This is a genomic window from Salmonella bongori NCTC 12419 (genome assembly GCF_000252995.1).
GTDB lineage: Bacteria > Pseudomonadota > Gammaproteobacteria > Enterobacterales > Enterobacteriaceae > Salmonella > Salmonella bongori.
Map to the genome: position 1 here is coordinate 427,562 of NC_015761.1, position 16,285 is coordinate 443,846.

Here is a 16,285-nt window from a genome sequence, read left to right on the forward strand (position 1 = left end):
TATATGAACAAAGGCACCGATCCTTTGTCTCAAATTTGCTCTGCCTTTGTTGTCGCGTCAGTTCAGGGTAAAATAGACTTTTCTAAACCACTGGTCAGGACGTCGTATGCATTGCCCATTTTGTTTCGCCGTAGATACCAAAGTCATTGACTCTCGTCTTGTAGGCGAGGGCTCGTCCGTACGCCGCCGCCGGCAGTGCCTGGTTTGTAATGAACGTTTTACAACATTTGAAGTGGCCGAGCTGGTTATGCCGCGCGTGATAAAAAGTAACGATGTGCGCGAACCCTTTAATGAAGATAAGCTGCGCAGCGGTATGTTAAGAGCACTGGAAAAAAGGCCAGTCAGCGCGGACGATGTTGAAATGGCATTGAACCATATTAAGTCACAATTACGCGCCACAGGGGAGCGTGAAGTTCCCAGTAAGATGATTGGCAATCTGGTCATGGAACAGCTGAAAAAGCTCGACAAAGTCGCGTATATTCGCTTTGCCTCCGTCTATCGTAGCTTCGAAGATATCAAAGATTTTGGCGAAGAAATTGCTCGCCTACAGGACTAAGCCATGCAGGATGAGTTTTACATGGCGCGAGCGCTAAAACTAGCGCAGCGTGGACGTTTCACCACTCACCCGAACCCTAATGTCGGCTGTGTCATTGTTAACAATGGCGAAATTGTCGGCGAAGGTTATCACCAGCGTGCCGGAGAGCCGCACGCCGAGGTCTATGCGCTGCGGATGGCAGGCGCCAAAGCCAGGGGCGCAACCGCCTATGTTACGCTTGAACCCTGTAGCCATCATGGACGAACGCCGCCATGCAGCGATGCGCTGATTGCGGCTGGCGTCGCGCGTGTTGTCGCCGCGATGCAGGACCCGAACCCACAGGTCGCCGGACGTGGGCTGTATCGCCTGCAACAGGCGGGTATTTCAGTTAGCCATGGGTTGATGATGAGTGAAGCAGAGGCGCTCAATAAAGGCTTCCTCAAGCGGATGCGTACCGGGTTCCCTTATCTTCAGCTTAAACTGGGCGCCTCTGTGGACGGACGGACGGCGATGGCCAGCGGCGAAAGCCAATGGATCACCTCGCCGCAGGCCCGGCGCGACGTTCAGCGCTTGCGTGCGCAAAGCCACGCGATCTTAACCAGTAGCGCTACGGTATTGGCTGACGATCCGGCCTTGACGGTGCGTTGGGCGGAGTTAGACGCATCTACGCAGGCTTCTTACCCGCAGGAAAATCTGCGTCAGCCGGTGCGAATTGTTATCGACAGCCAAAATCGGGTAACGCCTGCGCACCGTATAGTGCAGCAGCCAGGCGAAACCTGGATTGCGCGTACTCAGGAAGATAGCCGCGCGTGGCCCGACTCGGTTCGTACTATCAGCGTGCCGGCGCACAACGGACATTTGGATCTGGTTGTGCTGATGATGCAATTAGGCAGGCAGCAGATTAATAGTATTTGGGTTGAAGCCGGGCCGGGGCTGGCGGGCGCGTTGCTGCAAGCCGGGCTGGTGGATGAACTAATTGTCTATGTCGCGCCTAAATTGTTGGGAAGCCAGGCGCGGGGATTATGCGAATTGCCAGGGCTTGAGAAGCTTACCGACGCGCCGCAATTCACCTTCAGCGAAATACGTCATGTTGGGCCGGATGTTTGCCTGCATATGGTGAGCGCATGAGTTCTCCCGTCGAAAGGGGAGCAGCGCTCAAATTATTATGATAAAATCCGCCCCCCTGCGGGGCTAAATGGACCCTGGAAGAGAAAATATGAACATTATTAAAGCTAACGTTGCAGCCCCTGACGCGCGCGTCGCCATCACTATTGCGCGTTTCAACCAGTTTATCAACGACAGCCTGCTGGATGGCGCAGTCGATGCGCTGACACGTATTGGCCAGGTAAAAGATGATAATATTACCGTAGTATGGGTGCCAGGCGCCTATGAACTCCCGCTGGCGACCGATGCGCTGGCGAAAAGCGGTAAATATGACGCCGTGATTGCGCTGGGAACTGTCATTCGCGGCGGCACTGCACACTTTGAGTATGTGGCAGGCGGCGCCAGCAATGGTCTGGCAAGTGTTGCCCAGGACAGCGGCGTGCCGGTAGCCTTTGGTGTTCTGACCACCGAAAGTATTGAACAAGCCATCGAACGTGCTGGCACAAAAGCCGGTAACAAAGGCGCAGAAGCTGCGCTGACCGCGCTTGAAATGATTAATGTATTGAAAGCCATTAAGGCCTGATTTTTTGTAAGGGGAATTCCGTGAAACCTGCTGCTCGTCGCCGCGCCCGTGAGTGTGCCGTCCAGGCGCTTTACTCCTGGCAGTTGTCCCAGAACGACATCGCTGATGTTGAATACCAGTTCCTGGCGGAACAGGACGTAAAAGACGTCGACGTTCTCTATTTCCGTGAACTGCTGTCCGGGGTGGCGACTAACAGCGCGTACCTGGATGGTTTAATGAAACCTTACCTGTCCCGCCTGCTTGACGAGCTGGGACAGGTTGAGAAAGCTGTGTTGCGTATTGCTCTGTTTGAGTTGTCAAAACGCAGCGATGTGCCTTACAAGGTCGCTATCAATGAGGCGATTGAACTGGCGAAAACCTTTGGCGCTGAAGACAGCCATAAATTCGTCAACGGCGTACTGGATAAAGCAGCTCCTGTGATTCGTCCCAACAAAAAGTGATTCACAGGCCGGAAAGATAGCGGGCCAACGCTGCCCGTTGTCTCCGGCCTTTTCTTTTTTACAGCTGAGGCATAACGTATGGCATGTGGCGAGTTTTCCCTGATTGCCCGTTATTTTGATCGTGTAAGAAGCTCTCGTCTTGATGTTGAAACCGGTATTGGCGACGATTGCGCGCTCCTGAATATTCCTGAAAAGCAGACTCTGGCGATCAGTACCGATACGTTGGTCGCGGGCAACCACTTTCTTCCTGATATCGATCCTGCCGATCTGGCTTATAAAGCTCTGGCGGTAAATTTAAGCGATCTGGCTGCGATGGGAGCCGATCCGGCATGGTTGACTCTGGCGTTAACGTTGCCGGAAGTGAACGAATTGTGGCTTGAGGCTTTTAGCGACAGTCTGTTTGCGTTATTGAACTACTACGATATGCAACTTATCGGCGGCGATACCACGCGTGGGCCGTTGTCAATGACGCTGGGTATTCATGGCTATGTGCCGACTGGTCGGGCGCTTAAACGCTCCGGCGCGAAGCCGGGCGACTGGATTTATATTACCGGTACGCCGGGTGACAGCGCTGCCGGGCTGGCGGTTTTGCAAAATCGACTCCAGGTGTCAGAGGAGGCAGATGCTCATTATTTTATTAAACGTCATTTACGCCCGACGCCGCGTATTTTACATGGCCAGGCGTTGCGCGATCTGGCCAGCGCCGCTATCGATCTCTCTGACGGTTTGATTTCTGATCTGGGGCATATTGTCAAGGCCAGCGGTTGTGGCGCAAGGGTGGATGTGGATGCGCTACCTAAATCTGATGCGATGAGGCGTCATGTTGATGCCGGGCAGGCGCGGCGCTGGGCGCTTTCCGGCGGCGAAGACTACGAGTTGTGTTTTACGGTGCCGGAACTGAATCGCGGCGCGCTGGATGTCGCTATTGGTCAACTGGGGGTTCCCTTTACCTGTATTGGACAAATGAGCGCGGACATTGAAGGGCTGAATTTCGTATGTGACGGAGTGCCTGTCACCTTTGACTGGAAAGGATATGACCATTTTGCCGCGCCTTAAAGATGTTGCGAAAAGCCGCCTGAATTTGCGCAATCCGTGGCATTTGCTTGCCACCGGGTTTGGTAGCGGGCTGAGTCCCGTGGTGCCGGGAACGATGGGATCGCTGGCGGCGATCCCTTTCTGGTATCTGATGACGTTTCTGCCGTGGCAGCTCTATTCGCTGGTGGTGATGTTTGGGATTTGCATCGGCGTTTATCTTTGCCACCAGACGGCAAAAGATATGGGGGTACACGACCACGGCAGTATTGTCTGGGATGAATTTATCGGCATGTGGATAACGCTGATGGCGTTGCCGACAACGGACTGGCAGTGGGTGGCTGCCGGCTTCGTTATTTTCCGTATTCTGGATATGTGGAAACCCTGGCCGATCCGTTGGTTTGATCGTAACGTACATGGCGGAATGGGGATTATGATCGATGATATTGTCGCCGGGGTGATATCCGCCGGGATTTTATACTTTATTGGTCACCATTGGCCGATCGGGGTGATTTAACCCTTTTCAGGGATCTGTGGTTGGCCCGATAAGCATAGCGCCCAGCGGGCAATCAGTGCCGGATGACGATATAATCTTTATCCGGCTTACAACCGAGCGCAGCGCCATCGGGCTCCGGCCTTTATTTAAATCCCACCACTGGATGCTGTTTGTACGGCGTTTCAAGTTCGGCAATCTGCTCCGGTTTCAGCGTTAAATCAACGGCATTCAGCAACTCATCTAACTGTTCTTCACGCGATGCACCAATAATAGGGGCGGCAATGCCTGGTTTGCTTAGCAGCCAGGCCAGCGCTACCTGGGCTCGCGTCGCGCCAAGTGCCTCGCTGACCCCAGCCAGTCGCTCCGCTATCTGCGCGTCGTTTTTATCGCTTTCATCGTATAAGTTTTTGCCCACTTCATCGGAGACCAGGCGGGCCGTGGTTTCTCCCCAGGGGCGAGTTAAGCGCCCACGCGCCAGCGGACTCCACGGAATCACGGCGACGCCTTCCTGCCAGCACAGCGGCAACATCTCGCGCTCTTCTTCGCGGTAAATCAGGTTGTAGTGATCCTGCATTGTCATAAACGGCGCCCAGTTGTGCTGCTTTTGTAACGCCAGCGCCTGGGCAAACTGAGAGGCGTGCATTGAAGAGGCGCCGATATAGCGGGCTTTCCCCGCCTTCACTACGTCGTTTAGCGCGTCCAGAGTTTCTTCTATCGGCGTGTTGTAGTCCCAGCGGTGAATTTGCAGGATATCGACATACTCCATCCCCAAACGCCGCAGGCTGTCGTCAATGGAGCGCATAATCTGCGCGCGGGACAAGCCCTCTGCCAGATCGCCGACGCGATGGAAGACTTTCGTTGCTACCACAACTTCATCACGATGGGCAAAATCGCGCAGAGCACGACCCAAAATCTCTTCACTGCTGCCGTCGGAGTAGCTGTTGGCGGTATCAAAAAAATTAATGCCGCCTTCCAGCGCACGTTTAATAAGGGGGCGACTACTCTCTTCGGGAAGCGTCCAGGCGTGATGGCCGCGGCTCGGTTCACCGAACGTCATACAGCCCAGACAAAGTCGGGAAACCCGGAGGTCTGTTTTTCCCAGTAAGTTGTATTGCATGTGATTACTCCTGCTATGCTCGTCGGTATTAAGCATAGCAGGAGCGGAGAGGGGATTATGCCAGCCAGGTCTTGATCCTGGCTTCAATGCCTGCGGCGTCAAGTCCCAGTTCAGCACGGGCTTCTTCCTGCGTCCCTTGCGGGATAAAGAAATCCGGGAGGCCAATATTCAGTACTGGTACCGGTTTACGATGCGCCATTAGCACTTCGTTTACGCCGCTGCCAGCGCCGCCCATAATGGCGTTTTCTTCCAGTGTGACCAGCGCTTCATGCCGCGCGGCCATCTCCAGAATTAACGTGTCGTCCAGCGGTTTTACAAAACGCATATCAACCAGCGTGGCGTTCAGAGTTTCGGCCACTTTTGCGGCTTCTGGCATTAATGTGCCAAAGTTCAGAATCGCCAGTTTTTCACCATGACGTTTTATGAGACCTTTACCAACAGGCAGTTTTTCCAGTGGTGTTAGCGCCACGCCCTGCGCAGTACCACGTGGATAACGTACTGCCGTCGGGCCATCGTTATAGTGATAGCCGGTAAACAGCATCTGGCGGCACTCGTTTTCGTCGCTTGGCGTCATGATAACCATATCCGGGATGCAGCGCAGATAAGAGAGATCGAACGCGCCCTGGTGCGTTTGTCCGTCCGCGCCCACGATGCCAGCGCGATCGATAGCGAACATGACCGGCAGTTTCTGGATCGCAACATCATGAATGACCTGATCGTAGGCGCGCTGCAGGAAGGTGGAGTAGATCGCAACGACAGGCTTATAACCGCCAATCGCCAGACCTGCGGCGAACGTGACGGCATGTTGTTCGGCAATCGCCACGTCAAAGTAACGATCGGGGAATTTACGCGAAAACTCGACCATACCGGAGCCTTCACGCATCGCTGGCGTGATCGCCATCAGCTTGCTGTCCTTGGCGGCAGTTTCACACAGCCAGTCACCGAAGATTTTTGAATACCCCGGCAGACCGCCGCTGCTTTTCGGCAGACAGCCACTGGAGGGATCGAATTTTGGCACCGCATGAAAAGTGATGGGGTCTTTTTCCGCCGGTTCATAGCCGCGGCCCTTTTTGGTCATAATATGCAGGAACTGTGGACCTTTCAGGTCGCGCATGTTCTTCAATGTGCTGATAAGCCCCATGACATCGTGACCATCTACCGGCCCGATGTAGTTAAAGCCCAGCTCTTCGAACAAGGTTCCCGGCACCACCATGCCTTTAATGTGCTCTTCGGTACGCTTGAGCAGCTCTTTGATTGGCGGTACGCCGGAGAAGACCTTTTTTCCGCCTTCGCGCAGGGATGAGTAAAGTTTGCCGGAGAGTAGCTGCGCCAGATGGTTATTGAGCGCGCCGACGTTTTCTGAAATCGACATTTCATTGTCGTTCAGAATGACCAGCATATCAGGCCGGATATCGCCGGCGTGATTCATGGCTTCAAACGCCATACCGGCGGTAATTGCCCCGTCGCCAATCACGCAGACGGTGCGGCGATCTTTGCCTTCTTTCTCTGCCGCTACCGCAATACCGATACCGGCGCTAATGGAGGTAGAGGAATGCCCGACGCTCAGCACATCGTATTCGCTTTCGCCACGCCACGGGAAGGGGTGCAGGCCGCCTTTCTGGCGAATTGTGCCGATTTGGTCGCGACGACCGGTAAGAATTTTGTGCGGATAAGCCTGGTGACCCACATCCCAGATCAACTGGTCAAATGGGGTGTTGTAGACATAATGCAGCGCCACGGTAAGTTCCACTGTGCCCAGCCCGGAAGCAAAGTGTCCGCTGGAACGGCTTACGCTGTCGAGTAAGTAGCGGCGTAGCTCGTCGCAGAGTTTCGGCAGACTCTCTTTCGGTAACAGTCGTAACTCCTGGGTGGAGTCGACTAATGCCAGGGTAGGGTATTTGGCTATATCAAAACTCATCGCAAGCTCATTGGATATGGGGTTTATTTATCACGCTGGATTATGTAGTTCGCTAGCGCTTCCAGTGCCGAGGTGTCCAGTGATTGTGCGGCCAGTTGATTTAACGACTGACGGGCGTCCTCTATCAGGTCCCGGGCTTTATTCCGGGCTTGCTCAAGACCCAGAAGTGCAGGGTAGGTACTTTTGCCAAGCTGCTGGTCTGCGCCCTGACGTTTACCTAACGTTGCAGTATCGCCCACCACATCCAGAATGTCATCCTGAACCTGGAAGGCAAGGCCAATACTTTCTGCGTAGCGGTCAAGTATCGGCAGAGCGTTCCGCCCCTTATCGCCAGCACTTAACGCGCCAAGACGCACAGCGGCGCGAATGAGCGCGCCGGTCTTATGGCGATGAATTCGCTCCAGCGCGTCCAGGGATATTTGCTGGCCTTCTGCCGCCAGATCTAACGCCTGGCCGCCGCACATTCCGGCGATACCGCTGGCATTCGCCAGTTCGGCGATCATCGCGATACGATCGCGATCGGCCACTTCCGGCATCGGCGCATTGCTGATAATGGCAAACGCCAGCGTTTGCAACGCGTCTCCCGCCAGGATCGCATTGGCTTCGCCAAATTTAATATGGCAAGTCGGCAGACCGCGGCGCAAATCGTCATCATCCATCGCTGGCAGGTCGTCATGGATCAGCGAATAGGCATGGATGCATTCAACCGCAGCGGCTGGCGCATCCAGCGTTGCCGTGCTAACGCCAAACATCTTTCCAGTCGCGTAAACCAGAAACGGACGCAGGCGTTTACCACCTAATAGTGCGCCGTACTGCATGGCTTCGACCACGGGAGTGTTCTGAAAGGGCAGTGGCGTGATAAAACGGCTTAGCGCCAGATTCGCTTGTGTAACGCAAGCCTGAAGCTGCTGCATAAAATCCATTTATTCATTATCCGCGATAAAAGGCTCGGGTGAAGCCGCTTCATTATCAGACAGCAAAATTTGCACGCGCTGTTCTGCCTGCTGTAGTTTTGCCTGCCCCTGACGCGCCAGCTGTACGCCACGCTCAAATTCATTTAGCGCATCTTCCAGCGGCAGGTCGCCGTTTTCCAGGCGGGTAACAATCTGTTCCAGCTCGCTCAGCGCTGTTTCAAAGCTGGCGGGCGCCTCATTTTTCTTCGGCATGATGACTATTTGACTCTCTGTAATGGCAGCACAAGTCTATGGTAACGGACTCACACTGATAAGCAAATAACGCGCAATGGTAAGGGGAAATGCACAAGATGTCCGTGATAGTGATATACTTCCGCGCCTGGATGCAGCCGTAGATATGGGCTGCTGTACTATTTCTCCACGACAAGCCTTAGATGGCTTGCTAAAGAACCATTGCCGCCATGAAGTTTATCATTAAATTGTTCCCGGAAATCACTATCAAAAGCCAATCTGTGCGTTTGCGCTTTATAAAAATTTTAACCGGGAATATCCGTAACGTTTTAAAGCACTACGATGAGTCCCTCGCGGTTGTCCGTCACTGGGATAACATTGAAGTTCGCGCCAAAGATGAAAACCAGCGTCTGGCGATCCGCGATGCGCTGACCCGTATTCCGGGAATTCACCATATTCTCGAGGTCGAAGATGTGCCGTTCACCGATATGCACGACATTTTTGAGAAAGCGCTGGTGCAATATCGTGATCAGATTGAGGGCAAAACTTTCTGCGTGCGCGTAAAACGCCGCGGTAAACATGAGTTTAGCTCTATTGAGGTAGAGCGTTACGTTGGCGGCGGTTTAAATCAGCATGTCGAATCCGCTCGGGTAAAGCTTACTAACCCGGAAGTGACGGTACATCTTGAAGTGGAAGATGATCGCTTGTTGCTGATTAAAGGGCGTTATGAGGGTATTGGCGGTTTCCCCATTGGCACTCAGGAAGATGTGCTGTCGCTGATCTCCGGCGGCTTTGACTCGGGGATTTCCAGCTATATGCTGATGCGTCGTGGTTGTCGCGTACACTACTGCTTCTTTAATCTCGGCGGTGCAGCGCATGAAATCGGCGTGCGCCAGGTGGCGCATTATCTGTGGAACCGTTACGGCAGCTCGCACCGCGTCCGTTTTGTCGCCATCAACTTTGAGCCGGTAGTTGGCGAGATTCTGGAGAAAGTTGATGACGGTCAGATGGGCGTTGTGCTCAAACGCATGATGGTGCGCGCGGCGTCGAAAGTGGCGGAGCGCTATGGTGTGCAGGCGCTGGTCACAGGGGAAGCGCTGGGGCAAGTTTCCAGCCAGACGCTGACGAATCTGCGTTTGATCGATAATGTGTCTGACACACTGATCCTGCGCCCACTGATCTCGTACGATAAAGAGCACATTATCAATATTGCGCGTGAGATCGGTACGGAAGATTTTGCCCGCACCATGCCGGAATATTGCGGCGTGATCTCGAAAAGCCCGACGGTAAAAGCCATTAAAGCAAAAATTGAAGCGGAAGAAGAAAATTTCGACTTTAGCATTCTTGATAAGGTGGTAGAAGAAGCGAACAACGTCGATATTCGAGAAATCGCCCAGCAGACTCAGCAGGAAGTCGTGGAAGTGGAAACCGTCAGCGGCTTTGGCCCCAACGACGTGATTCTCGATATTCGCTCTGTCGATGAACAGGATGACAAACCGCTGAAAGTTGAAGGCATTGATGTGGTTTCGCTGCCGTTCTACAAACTCAGCACCAAATTTGGCGACCTTGACCAGAGCAAAACCTGGTTGCTGTGGTGCGAGCGCGGTGTGATGAGTCGGCTACAGGCACTCTATCTGCGCGAGCAGGGGTTTGCCAATGTGAAGGTGTACCGTCCGTAACACTTTTGCTGGATGGCGGAATAACCGCTTTATCCGGCCTACAGATTATGCGATCTTGTCGGCCGGATAAACGTAGCGCCAGTCGGCAAGCAAATCATTCGTAATAATTATAAATCCCCGCGGCCATCACCAGCTGCGAGGCCACTTCATGCGCTTTTTCACGACTAACCAACAAATCGATGATTTTCAAGCCAAAATCGATAGCGGTACCCGGCCCCTGGCTGGTTAATAGTTTTACCCGCGCATCCCACACCACGCGCTTATCCTGCCACTGTTCTGCAGGAATCTTATCTTTCAGTGCCGGAAAGCCGGTCATATTGCCGATGGGGAAGATATTGTGCGGAACCAGCACCGTGGCGGCGGCCGCGCAAATGGCAGCAACAATACGGCCAGATCGGTGAAACTGTTTCACGGTTTCGACCAGCAACGGGCTATCACGGAAGCATTCCGCCCCCTTAATACCGCCGGGTAGCACGATAATGTCATAATCGCCGTCGGCCACTTCCACTAGCGGCGCATCCGCCAGTAGCTTCACCCCGCGCGAGCAGGCTATCGTGAGGCTTCCATCGCTGGCGACGCTGGCAGTGGTTACGTTGATTCCGCCGCGAACCAGCAGATCGATAGTGGTGACCGCCTCGGTCTCTTCACTACCAGGGGCGAGGCATACCAGTGCCTGAGCGCTCATATTCACTCTCCTTTCGCTTTATCATTTCAAACAGGCGGCTATTTTCCGGAACGGCGATACCATGCACGCGCGCGCGCTTTAGTAAGTAACCAGTAATGTAGTCAATCTCGGTGTGGCGCATGGCGCGTACGTCCTGCAACATAGATGAGATATTTTCTGCCGTGCTGTCAATAACTTGTTCTACATAATAACGTAAATCGTCTGCTGATGTGTGGTAGCCTTCACGTTCAATTACGGCGGCAACTTCTTCGCATATCCCCTTGATTTCATCAGGATGATGGCGTAGCTCGCCGTTTGGACAGCTCCATAGTGCGGTGAGCGGATTAATGACACAATTAACCGCCAGTTTACGCCACATCTCGGCGCGGATATTGTTGTGCCAGGCGACGTCGGGCAGTACTTCCTGCAGGATATCGGCGAGATAACTGTAATCACCGTCCTGCTCGCGCGCCGGGCCAATATGCGTGGTACCGCTGGCAACGTGAACAATGATATTGCCGTCGCGACGCGCCGCATGGGTAATGGTTCCCATCAGCATCGGCTGTGGGATATTGTGTAGCTCTTCTATGGTTCCCATACCATTATGAATGAGCAGAATCGGTGACGTCACTGGCAGAATTGACGCCAGGGCTCGTACAGCGTCGGAAACCTGCCATGCTTTCAGCGTGACGAGCAGGAGTTCGCTCTTTGCCAGAAAATCCGGGTCGTTTGCCGTCAATGATTCGTTGAAAAAGGAACCATCGGTGTCGATCAGATTTACGCTACAATAAGGTTGTGGCACACGTAGCCAGCCCTGTACGTCATGTCCGTGTTTGCACAGAGCCGTAAGCCAAAGTTGTCCTAAGGCTCCGCATCCCAGTACAGTAATTTTCATTCTTCCTCCTCACCTGCAACAGCGCCAGGTGTTAATCCATACGGGCTGTGTCCCGGATGTCCATGAACGCCAATGCCACATACTATAACGAGACACAGCCTAGTATAGCGCTGTCTGTTGAGTCACTTTGCAGGTATTATGCTTCGCATCAAAAACAGAGGGAGAGGAAAAGATGCCATCTTTCGATATTGTTTCTGAAGTTGATCTTCAGGAAGTCCGTAACGCAGTTGATAATGCGACTCGTGAACTGGCCACGCGCTTCGATTTTCGCAACGTTGAAGCCTCCTTTGAGCTTAACGATAAAAATCAGACCATCAAGGTACTGAGTGAGTCCGATTTTCAGGTTAACCAGCTACTGGACATTTTGCGGGCGAAGCTGCTGAAACGTGGGATTGAAGGTAGCTCCATTGAGGTGCCGGAAGAGTTTATCCACAGTGGCAAAACCTGGTTCGTCGATGCCAAACTGAAGCAGGGCATTGAAAGCGCGACGCAGAAAAAAATCGTCAAGCTGATTAAAGACAGCAAACTGAAAGTACAGGCGCAAATTCAGGGTGAGGAGATTCGCGTGACCGGGAAATCACGCGACGATCTGCAATCGGTAATGGCGTTGGTACGCGGCGGCGATCTGGGCCAGCCGTTCCAGTTCAAAAACTTCCGCGATTAAAGCGTTATGCCGGGTGGCGGCGCTTTGCCGCCACCCGGCAATTCTGCGTTCACTTCTGGTTGATGACCTGTTCAACTTCAACGCGATTTGTCACTTTGCTGTCGATTTTGATATAAGCAAAATGCTCTTCCGCCACGATGAGCGCCTCGCTGACGCCCTTCAGTGCCAACAGGCGCTGTCTTAATTTGTCGTCAGCGGCAATCGTCGCGGGTATTTCCACGCGCAGGCTACTGACATAGGGCGGCTCTTTCATTGTACTGGCCACCGCCAGCCATACCATCGCCAGTACGGCTCCGGCAAGAAATACAGTTTGCCCGTCAAACGCGCCGTCTATCCAACCACCCAGCGAACCGCCAAGCGCTACGCCAAGAAACTGGCTGGTAGAATAAACGCCCATCGCTGTCCCTTTGTATCCTGCGGGCGACTCTTTGCTGATAAGGGAAGGCAGTAGCGCCTCCATCAAATTAAAGGCGAGAAAGAAGAGTTGTACGCCAATCACCAGTTCCCAGAAATGCTGGCCCGCTCCCCACAACACAATTTCTGCGACGATAATGAGCCCCACGCAGAACAAAAATACCTGCTTCATCCGCCGTTTGACTTCAGCATAGATAATAAAGGGGACGACGGCGGCAAAAGCGATCACCATGGTCGCCAGATAAATTTTCCAGTGTTCAGCGGCTGGGAAACCGGCATCGGCAAGCTGGCCGGGTAGGGCGACAAAGGTGGACATCAATAAAATATGCAGGCACATGATACCGAGGTTGAGCTTTAGTAACCGGGGCTCCGCCAGTACTTTACTGAAGCTGCCTTTTACCATACCGGATTCACGGTTTAGCACATGATTTGTACTGTCAGGCACTACCCAGATCGTCAGAATAATACCCAGGGTAGCGAGGGCGGCGATCATCCAGAACAGCGCATTCAGCCCCAGTTTATGGGTGACGATGGGCCCTAGTACCATTGCAATGGCGAAGGTAATACCAAAGCTGATGCCGATAAACGCCATCGCTTTGGTGCGGTTTTGCTCTCGGGTTAAGTCAGACAGCAGCGCCATGACCGCGGCGGCAATAGCGCCGGACCCCTGTAGCGCGCGTCCCAGAATAATACCCCAGATTGAGTGAGAGAGGGCGGCGATGACGCTACCTGCGACAAATACAACCAGCCCGCCGACAATCAGTGGCTTACGGCCAATGCGATCAGAAAGTAATCCGAGCGGAATTTGAAAGATGGCCTGCGCCAGGCCATAAATGCCAATAGCTATCCCGATAAGCGCTTCGCTGGCACCCTGAAGCGCCATGCCGTATGTGGTCAGCACTGGCAGGACCATAAACATGCCAAGCATACGCAGCGAAAAGACGGCCCCTAAACCCCAGGTGGCACGCAACTCCCCTGGCGTCATTTTGTAATCGTTCATTCCCACCTCTGTATAAAATTCGCACCTAGTGTAAAGGGCTACGTTGGTTGGGTAAATATGCGCTTTATTAACAAATGTTGTGGTGGTATGGGGCTGAATCTGAAAATGCCGGATGGCGATACTCACGTATCTTACCCGGCCTACAGGTAACGTGCTTTTGTAGGCAGAATAAGGCGTCAGTCCCATCCGGCACCGAAGGTGTGACGATTTACTGTGAATATAAAATATTCACTGCAACAAATACCTTAATGTTGTTTAGGCACTTTCACCCGAAAAGGTGAAAGTACCTGTATTGACAAATAAGTAGATGATTAACCTTTCTGCATCAGTCGCAGATTTTTCAGTGTCTGATAATCAGTAGATTGGTTTGGATAGATAATTTGAATATCCAGCTCAATATCTTTCTCTGGAGCGATAACGTGGCCTGGTTCACTATCCAGATAGACGTTGCCATTAACTGATTTTTCGGTATTTAACTGAACCCAACTGCTTTCAGTTTCTAACCATTCAGGGATACTTCGGCCCCGTCAGGTAATAAGAAAGACAGCTCCCATTTATCAACATCAGTATCAGCAGAACTGAGAATAAGTTTATAACTATAAATATAATTGGTGCTCGGCCATGTATCCGCCCAGTCCCCTGCAAAGGATTGAGTCACTTTTAATGCGCGAGATTCACTTACGGTAACAGTGGTTTGTGTCATATTGTTGCCACTGTTAATAATACCCAAAGGCATTGTAAGCTGGCAGGTGAGCGTTGCTTTGCCCTGACCTTTACCCTCTACAGGAATACGTACATTGACCGTTTCATTGCCCGGAATATTCAGAGTTTGTGAATAAAATTCAGCAGAAAAAACGGCAGAGTTACTGGAAGATGCCGAGACTGTCACGCCCTCCACAGCTTCACTGGTATTGTTTTGGATTTGCAGTAGTGCAGAATATTCTTCTCCCTCCTCCAGCACAATTTCACTTTCGATACTCATGCTTAAATCAACGTTGCGGGTGCCTGCGGACACAACGGAGTTCACCTCATCGTTCCAGTTTCCCGAAGCCAAAGGAAAATTAATAAGAGAGGATATGCGGAGCCCCGGCGAAACTGCCAAAGTCGCTCCGTCAAGGTACAGACCGGCAACCAGCGTGGCATCCTGATCCATATTATTGACAACGGAGGAAACACCATCATGTTCACCAACGATAAAACCATAACCTTCCAGGTCTTGTTTAGTCAGTGCGATATTGGGTGAAATAATTAAGATGTCACCCATTTCCTCCCCATTAAAATCGATATTGGTATAAAGTGCCAGTTTGCCTGATGGACATTTATCGGCACCAGATTCGTTTTTAATTAAATAGACATCTTGCTCGCTCATAAGAAACTCCTGTTTATCAAATTGAAATTGTATGGATTATTAATTAACGGAGAGAGTAACTCTGCCGTGGAATTACTTTATGTCCATTCCGTCGATATACAGGAATCATTTGAGATAAATATATATAACAGCGTGTATAAGCTAATGAATTTTATTTTTATCATATCTAAAATTAACAGTGATAAGTAGATAAAATTCATAATTTGTCTGAGTTTTAAACGAAAAATGCCGGATGACGATACTCACGTCTCTTATTCTGCCTACAAGTAACGTGCTTTTGTAGGCAGAATAAGGCGTCAGTCGCCATCCGGCATAGAAGGTGTGACGATTAACTTACCAGACGTAAGCCAGCAAGTTTTGAGAGCTCGGCACCATAAAATCGACGGACATCATAATGCTCAGCGCGGTAATGGCAATGATAGAGAAACCGAACAGCTTGCGCGCCCAGACTTTATCATCTTCCACTTTGTAACCGCGCAGCGCCATGCCAAGCCACCAGACGCTGACCGCTGCCGCGACCACCAGATATTTATAACCTGCGTAGCCGCCCAGGGTCAGCATTAGCGTGGCAACCGCAAACGCAATGATATACAGCGTAATGTGGTTTTTCGCCACAGAAATCCCTTTTACCACCGGTAAAACCGGGATATTGGCTGCCTGGTAATCTTTAAAGCGGAAAATGGCGATGGCGTAAGAGTGCGGCATCTGCCACAGGCTGAAAATCGCCAGCAGAATAGCTGCGCCGCTATCGAAGTCGCCCGTTACGGCACAGTAGCCAATCACCGGCGGCGCTGCGCCGGAGAGAGAACCAATCAGAGTCCCGTAGACGGAGTGGCGTTTCATGTACAAACTGTACACCCCAACGTAGACCACGAAGCCCATCACCCCCAGCCAGCAGGCCAGAGGATTGGCGCCAAACCACAGCAGCATAAAGCCAGCAATACCCAGCAGGGTGGCGTATACCAGCGAGACGCCAGGAGAAATCAGGCCTTTGACCAGCACCCGATTCTTGGTCCTTTCCATCTTCCTGTCGATATCCCTGTCGATGTAGTTGTTAAATACACAACCCGACGCCACAACCAATGACACCCCGACCAGCGTGTAGATAAACAGGGGATAGTCAATGCTGCCTTTTGAAGCCAGCAGGAATCCCCCAATCACCGAGATCAGGTTGCCAAAGATGATGCCTGGTTTCGTTACTTGCAGGTATTGCTTAAACATCATACTCGC

The 16,285-nt window shown here is 52.3% G+C and carries 17 protein-coding genes; 8 read left to right on the top strand and 9 right to left on the bottom strand.

Features of this window, described 5'->3' with window-relative positions; genetic code table 11:
* Window positions 1-106: 106 nt before the first annotated feature.
* From nrdR to pgpA, 6 genes are all read left to right on the top strand, one after another.
* Entirely contained in the window at window positions 107-556 is a 450-nt protein-coding gene (nrdR, locus tag SBG_RS01915; RefSeq protein ID WP_000543533.1) for a transcriptional regulator NrdR, read from the top strand.
* A 3-nt stretch (window positions 557-559) separates the two neighbouring features.
* Window positions 560-1,663: a bifunctional diaminohydroxyphosphoribosylaminopyrimidine deaminase/5-amino-6-(5-phosphoribosylamino)uracil reductase RibD gene (gene ribD / locus SBG_RS01920; protein ID WP_001150236.1), complete on the top strand. Its 1,104-nt coding sequence runs from the start codon at window positions 560-562 to the stop codon at window positions 1,661-1,663.
* 88 nt (window positions 1,664-1,751) lie between these two features.
* Window positions 1,752-2,222 carry a 6,7-dimethyl-8-ribityllumazine synthase gene (gene ribH, locus SBG_RS01925; protein WP_001021369.1) on the top strand — a complete coding sequence of 157 codons (471 nt, stop codon included), beginning with the start codon at window positions 1,752-1,754 and terminating at the stop codon, window positions 2,220-2,222.
* Window positions 2,223-2,242: 20 nt separating this feature from the next.
* Window positions 2,243-2,662, top strand: coding sequence for a transcription antitermination factor NusB (nusB, locus tag SBG_RS01930; protein WP_000801128.1), 420 nt, complete (start codon window positions 2,243-2,245; stop codon window positions 2,660-2,662).
* 78 nt (window positions 2,663-2,740) lie between these two features.
* Complete coding sequence (thiL, locus tag SBG_RS01935; RefSeq protein ID WP_000752143.1) at window positions 2,741-3,718, top strand: thiamine-phosphate kinase; 978 nt, start codon at window positions 2,741-2,743, stop codon at window positions 3,716-3,718.
* Window positions 3,696-4,211, top strand: a complete 516-nt coding sequence (gene pgpA / locus SBG_RS01940) for a phosphatidylglycerophosphatase A (RefSeq protein ID WP_000154069.1) — start codon at window positions 3,696-3,698, stop codon at window positions 4,209-4,211. Before thiL ends, pgpA begins: the two co-directional genes overlap by 23 nt.
* A 121-nt stretch (window positions 4,212-4,332) precedes the next feature.
* On the opposite strand, the gene SBG_RS01945 is transcribed toward pgpA, so the two are convergent.
* The 4 genes from SBG_RS01945 to xseB are packed head-to-tail and all read right to left on the bottom strand — an operon-like array spanning window position 4,333 to window position 8,391.
* Window positions 4,333-5,307, bottom strand: coding sequence for an aldo/keto reductase (locus SBG_RS01945; RefSeq protein ID WP_001199770.1), 975 nt, complete (start codon window positions 5,305-5,307; stop codon window positions 4,333-4,335).
* A gap of 55 nt (window positions 5,308-5,362) precedes the next feature.
* Window positions 5,363-7,225: a 1-deoxy-D-xylulose-5-phosphate synthase gene (dxs, locus tag SBG_RS01950; protein WP_000006838.1), complete on the bottom strand. Its 1,863-nt coding sequence runs from the start codon at window positions 7,223-7,225 to the stop codon at window positions 5,363-5,365.
* A gap of 23 nt (window positions 7,226-7,248) precedes the next feature.
* Complete coding sequence (gene ispA, locus SBG_RS01955; RefSeq protein ID WP_000347018.1) at window positions 7,249-8,148, bottom strand: (2E,6E)-farnesyl diphosphate synthase; 900 nt, start codon at window positions 8,146-8,148, stop codon at window positions 7,249-7,251.
* Window positions 8,149-8,391 carry an exodeoxyribonuclease VII small subunit gene (gene xseB / locus SBG_RS01960; protein ID WP_001124945.1) on the bottom strand — a complete coding sequence of 81 codons (243 nt, stop codon included), beginning with the start codon at window positions 8,389-8,391 and terminating at the stop codon, window positions 8,149-8,151.
* 209 nt (window positions 8,392-8,600) lie between these two features.
* On the opposite strand from xseB, the gene thiI reads away from it, so the two are divergent.
* A complete protein-coding gene (thiI, locus tag SBG_RS01965) occupies window positions 8,601-10,049 on the top strand; it encodes a tRNA uracil 4-sulfurtransferase ThiI (protein WP_000668640.1) in 1,449 nt (482 codons plus the stop codon).
* Between the two features lie 94 nt (window positions 10,050-10,143).
* Here the strand turns inward: thiI and yajL are convergent, their stop codons facing one another.
* Window positions 10,144-10,734, bottom strand: coding sequence for a protein deglycase YajL (gene yajL / locus SBG_RS01970; protein WP_001275812.1), 591 nt, complete (start codon window positions 10,732-10,734; stop codon window positions 10,144-10,146).
* On the bottom strand, window positions 10,697-11,608 hold the full coding sequence (panE, locus tag SBG_RS01975) for a 2-dehydropantoate 2-reductase (RefSeq protein ID WP_000705827.1): 912 nt from the start codon (window positions 11,606-11,608) through the stop codon (window positions 10,697-10,699). The genes yajL and panE overlap by 38 nt, the downstream gene beginning before the upstream one ends.
* A 172-nt stretch (window positions 11,609-11,780) precedes the next feature.
* Between panE and SBG_RS01980 the strand changes: the two genes are divergently transcribed.
* Complete coding sequence (locus tag SBG_RS01980) at window positions 11,781-12,272, top strand: YajQ family cyclic di-GMP-binding protein (protein ID WP_001138915.1); 492 nt, start codon at window positions 11,781-11,783, stop codon at window positions 12,270-12,272.
* Between the two features lie 49 nt (window positions 12,273-12,321).
* Here the strand turns inward: SBG_RS01980 and SBG_RS01985 are convergent, their stop codons facing one another.
* From SBG_RS01985 to cyoE, 3 genes are all read right to left on the bottom strand, one after another.
* Window positions 12,322-13,686, bottom strand: coding sequence for an MFS transporter (locus SBG_RS01985; RefSeq protein WP_001000918.1), 1,365 nt, complete (start codon window positions 13,684-13,686; stop codon window positions 12,322-12,324).
* A gap of 499 nt (window positions 13,687-14,185) precedes the next feature.
* Window positions 14,186-15,055 carry a hypothetical protein gene (locus SBG_RS01990; protein ID WP_013991383.1) on the bottom strand — a complete coding sequence of 290 codons (870 nt, stop codon included), beginning with the start codon at window positions 15,053-15,055 and terminating at the stop codon, window positions 14,186-14,188.
* Window positions 15,056-15,388: 333 nt separating this feature from the next.
* A complete protein-coding gene (gene cyoE, locus SBG_RS01995) occupies window positions 15,389-16,279 on the bottom strand; it encodes a heme o synthase (protein WP_000971354.1) in 891 nt (296 codons plus the stop codon).
* Between the last annotated feature and the right edge of the window lie 6 nt (window positions 16,280-16,285).

Bases quoted from the DNA above. Each gene is read 5' to 3' on its own strand.
- ribH (WP_001021369.1), top strand. From the start codon at position 1,752: ATGAACATTATTAAAGCTAACGTTGCAGCCCCTGACGCGCGCGTCGCC.
- SBG_RS01990 (WP_013991383.1), bottom strand. From the start codon at position 15,055: ATGAGCGAGCAAGATGTCTATTTAATTAAAAACGAATCTGGTGCCGAT.
- thiL (WP_000752143.1), top strand. From the start codon at position 2,741: ATGGCATGTGGCGAGTTTTCCCTGATTGCCCGTTATTTTGATCGTGTA.
- cyoE (WP_000971354.1), bottom strand. From the start codon at position 16,279: ATGATGTTTAAGCAATACCTGCAAGTAACGAAACCAGGCATCATCTTT.
- SBG_RS01980 (WP_001138915.1), top strand. From the start codon at position 11,781: ATGCCATCTTTCGATATTGTTTCTGAAGTTGATCTTCAGGAAGTCCGT.
- xseB (WP_001124945.1), bottom strand. From the start codon at position 8,391: ATGCCGAAGAAAAATGAGGCGCCCGCCAGCTTTGAAACAGCGCTGAGC.
- dxs (WP_000006838.1), bottom strand. From the start codon at position 7,225: ATGAGTTTTGATATAGCCAAATACCCTACCCTGGCATTAGTCGACTCC.
- ribD (WP_001150236.1), top strand. From the start codon at position 560: ATGCAGGATGAGTTTTACATGGCGCGAGCGCTAAAACTAGCGCAGCGT.
- ispA (WP_000347018.1), bottom strand. From the start codon at position 8,148: ATGGATTTTATGCAGCAGCTTCAGGCTTGCGTTACACAAGCGAATCTG.
- pgpA (WP_000154069.1), top strand. From the start codon at position 3,696: ATGACCATTTTGCCGCGCCTTAAAGATGTTGCGAAAAGCCGCCTGAAT.
- nrdR (WP_000543533.1), top strand. From the start codon at position 107: ATGCATTGCCCATTTTGTTTCGCCGTAGATACCAAAGTCATTGACTCT.
- SBG_RS01985 (WP_001000918.1), bottom strand. From the start codon at position 13,686: ATGAACGATTACAAAATGACGCCAGGGGAGTTGCGTGCCACCTGGGGT.
- yajL (WP_001275812.1), bottom strand. From the start codon at position 10,734: ATGAGCGCTCAGGCACTGGTATGCCTCGCCCCTGGTAGTGAAGAGACC.
- SBG_RS01945 (WP_001199770.1), bottom strand. From the start codon at position 5,307: ATGCAATACAACTTACTGGGAAAAACAGACCTCCGGGTTTCCCGACTT.
- thiI (WP_000668640.1), top strand. From the start codon at position 8,601: ATGAAGTTTATCATTAAATTGTTCCCGGAAATCACTATCAAAAGCCAA.
- panE (WP_000705827.1), bottom strand. From the start codon at position 11,608: ATGAAAATTACTGTACTGGGATGCGGAGCCTTAGGACAACTTTGGCTT.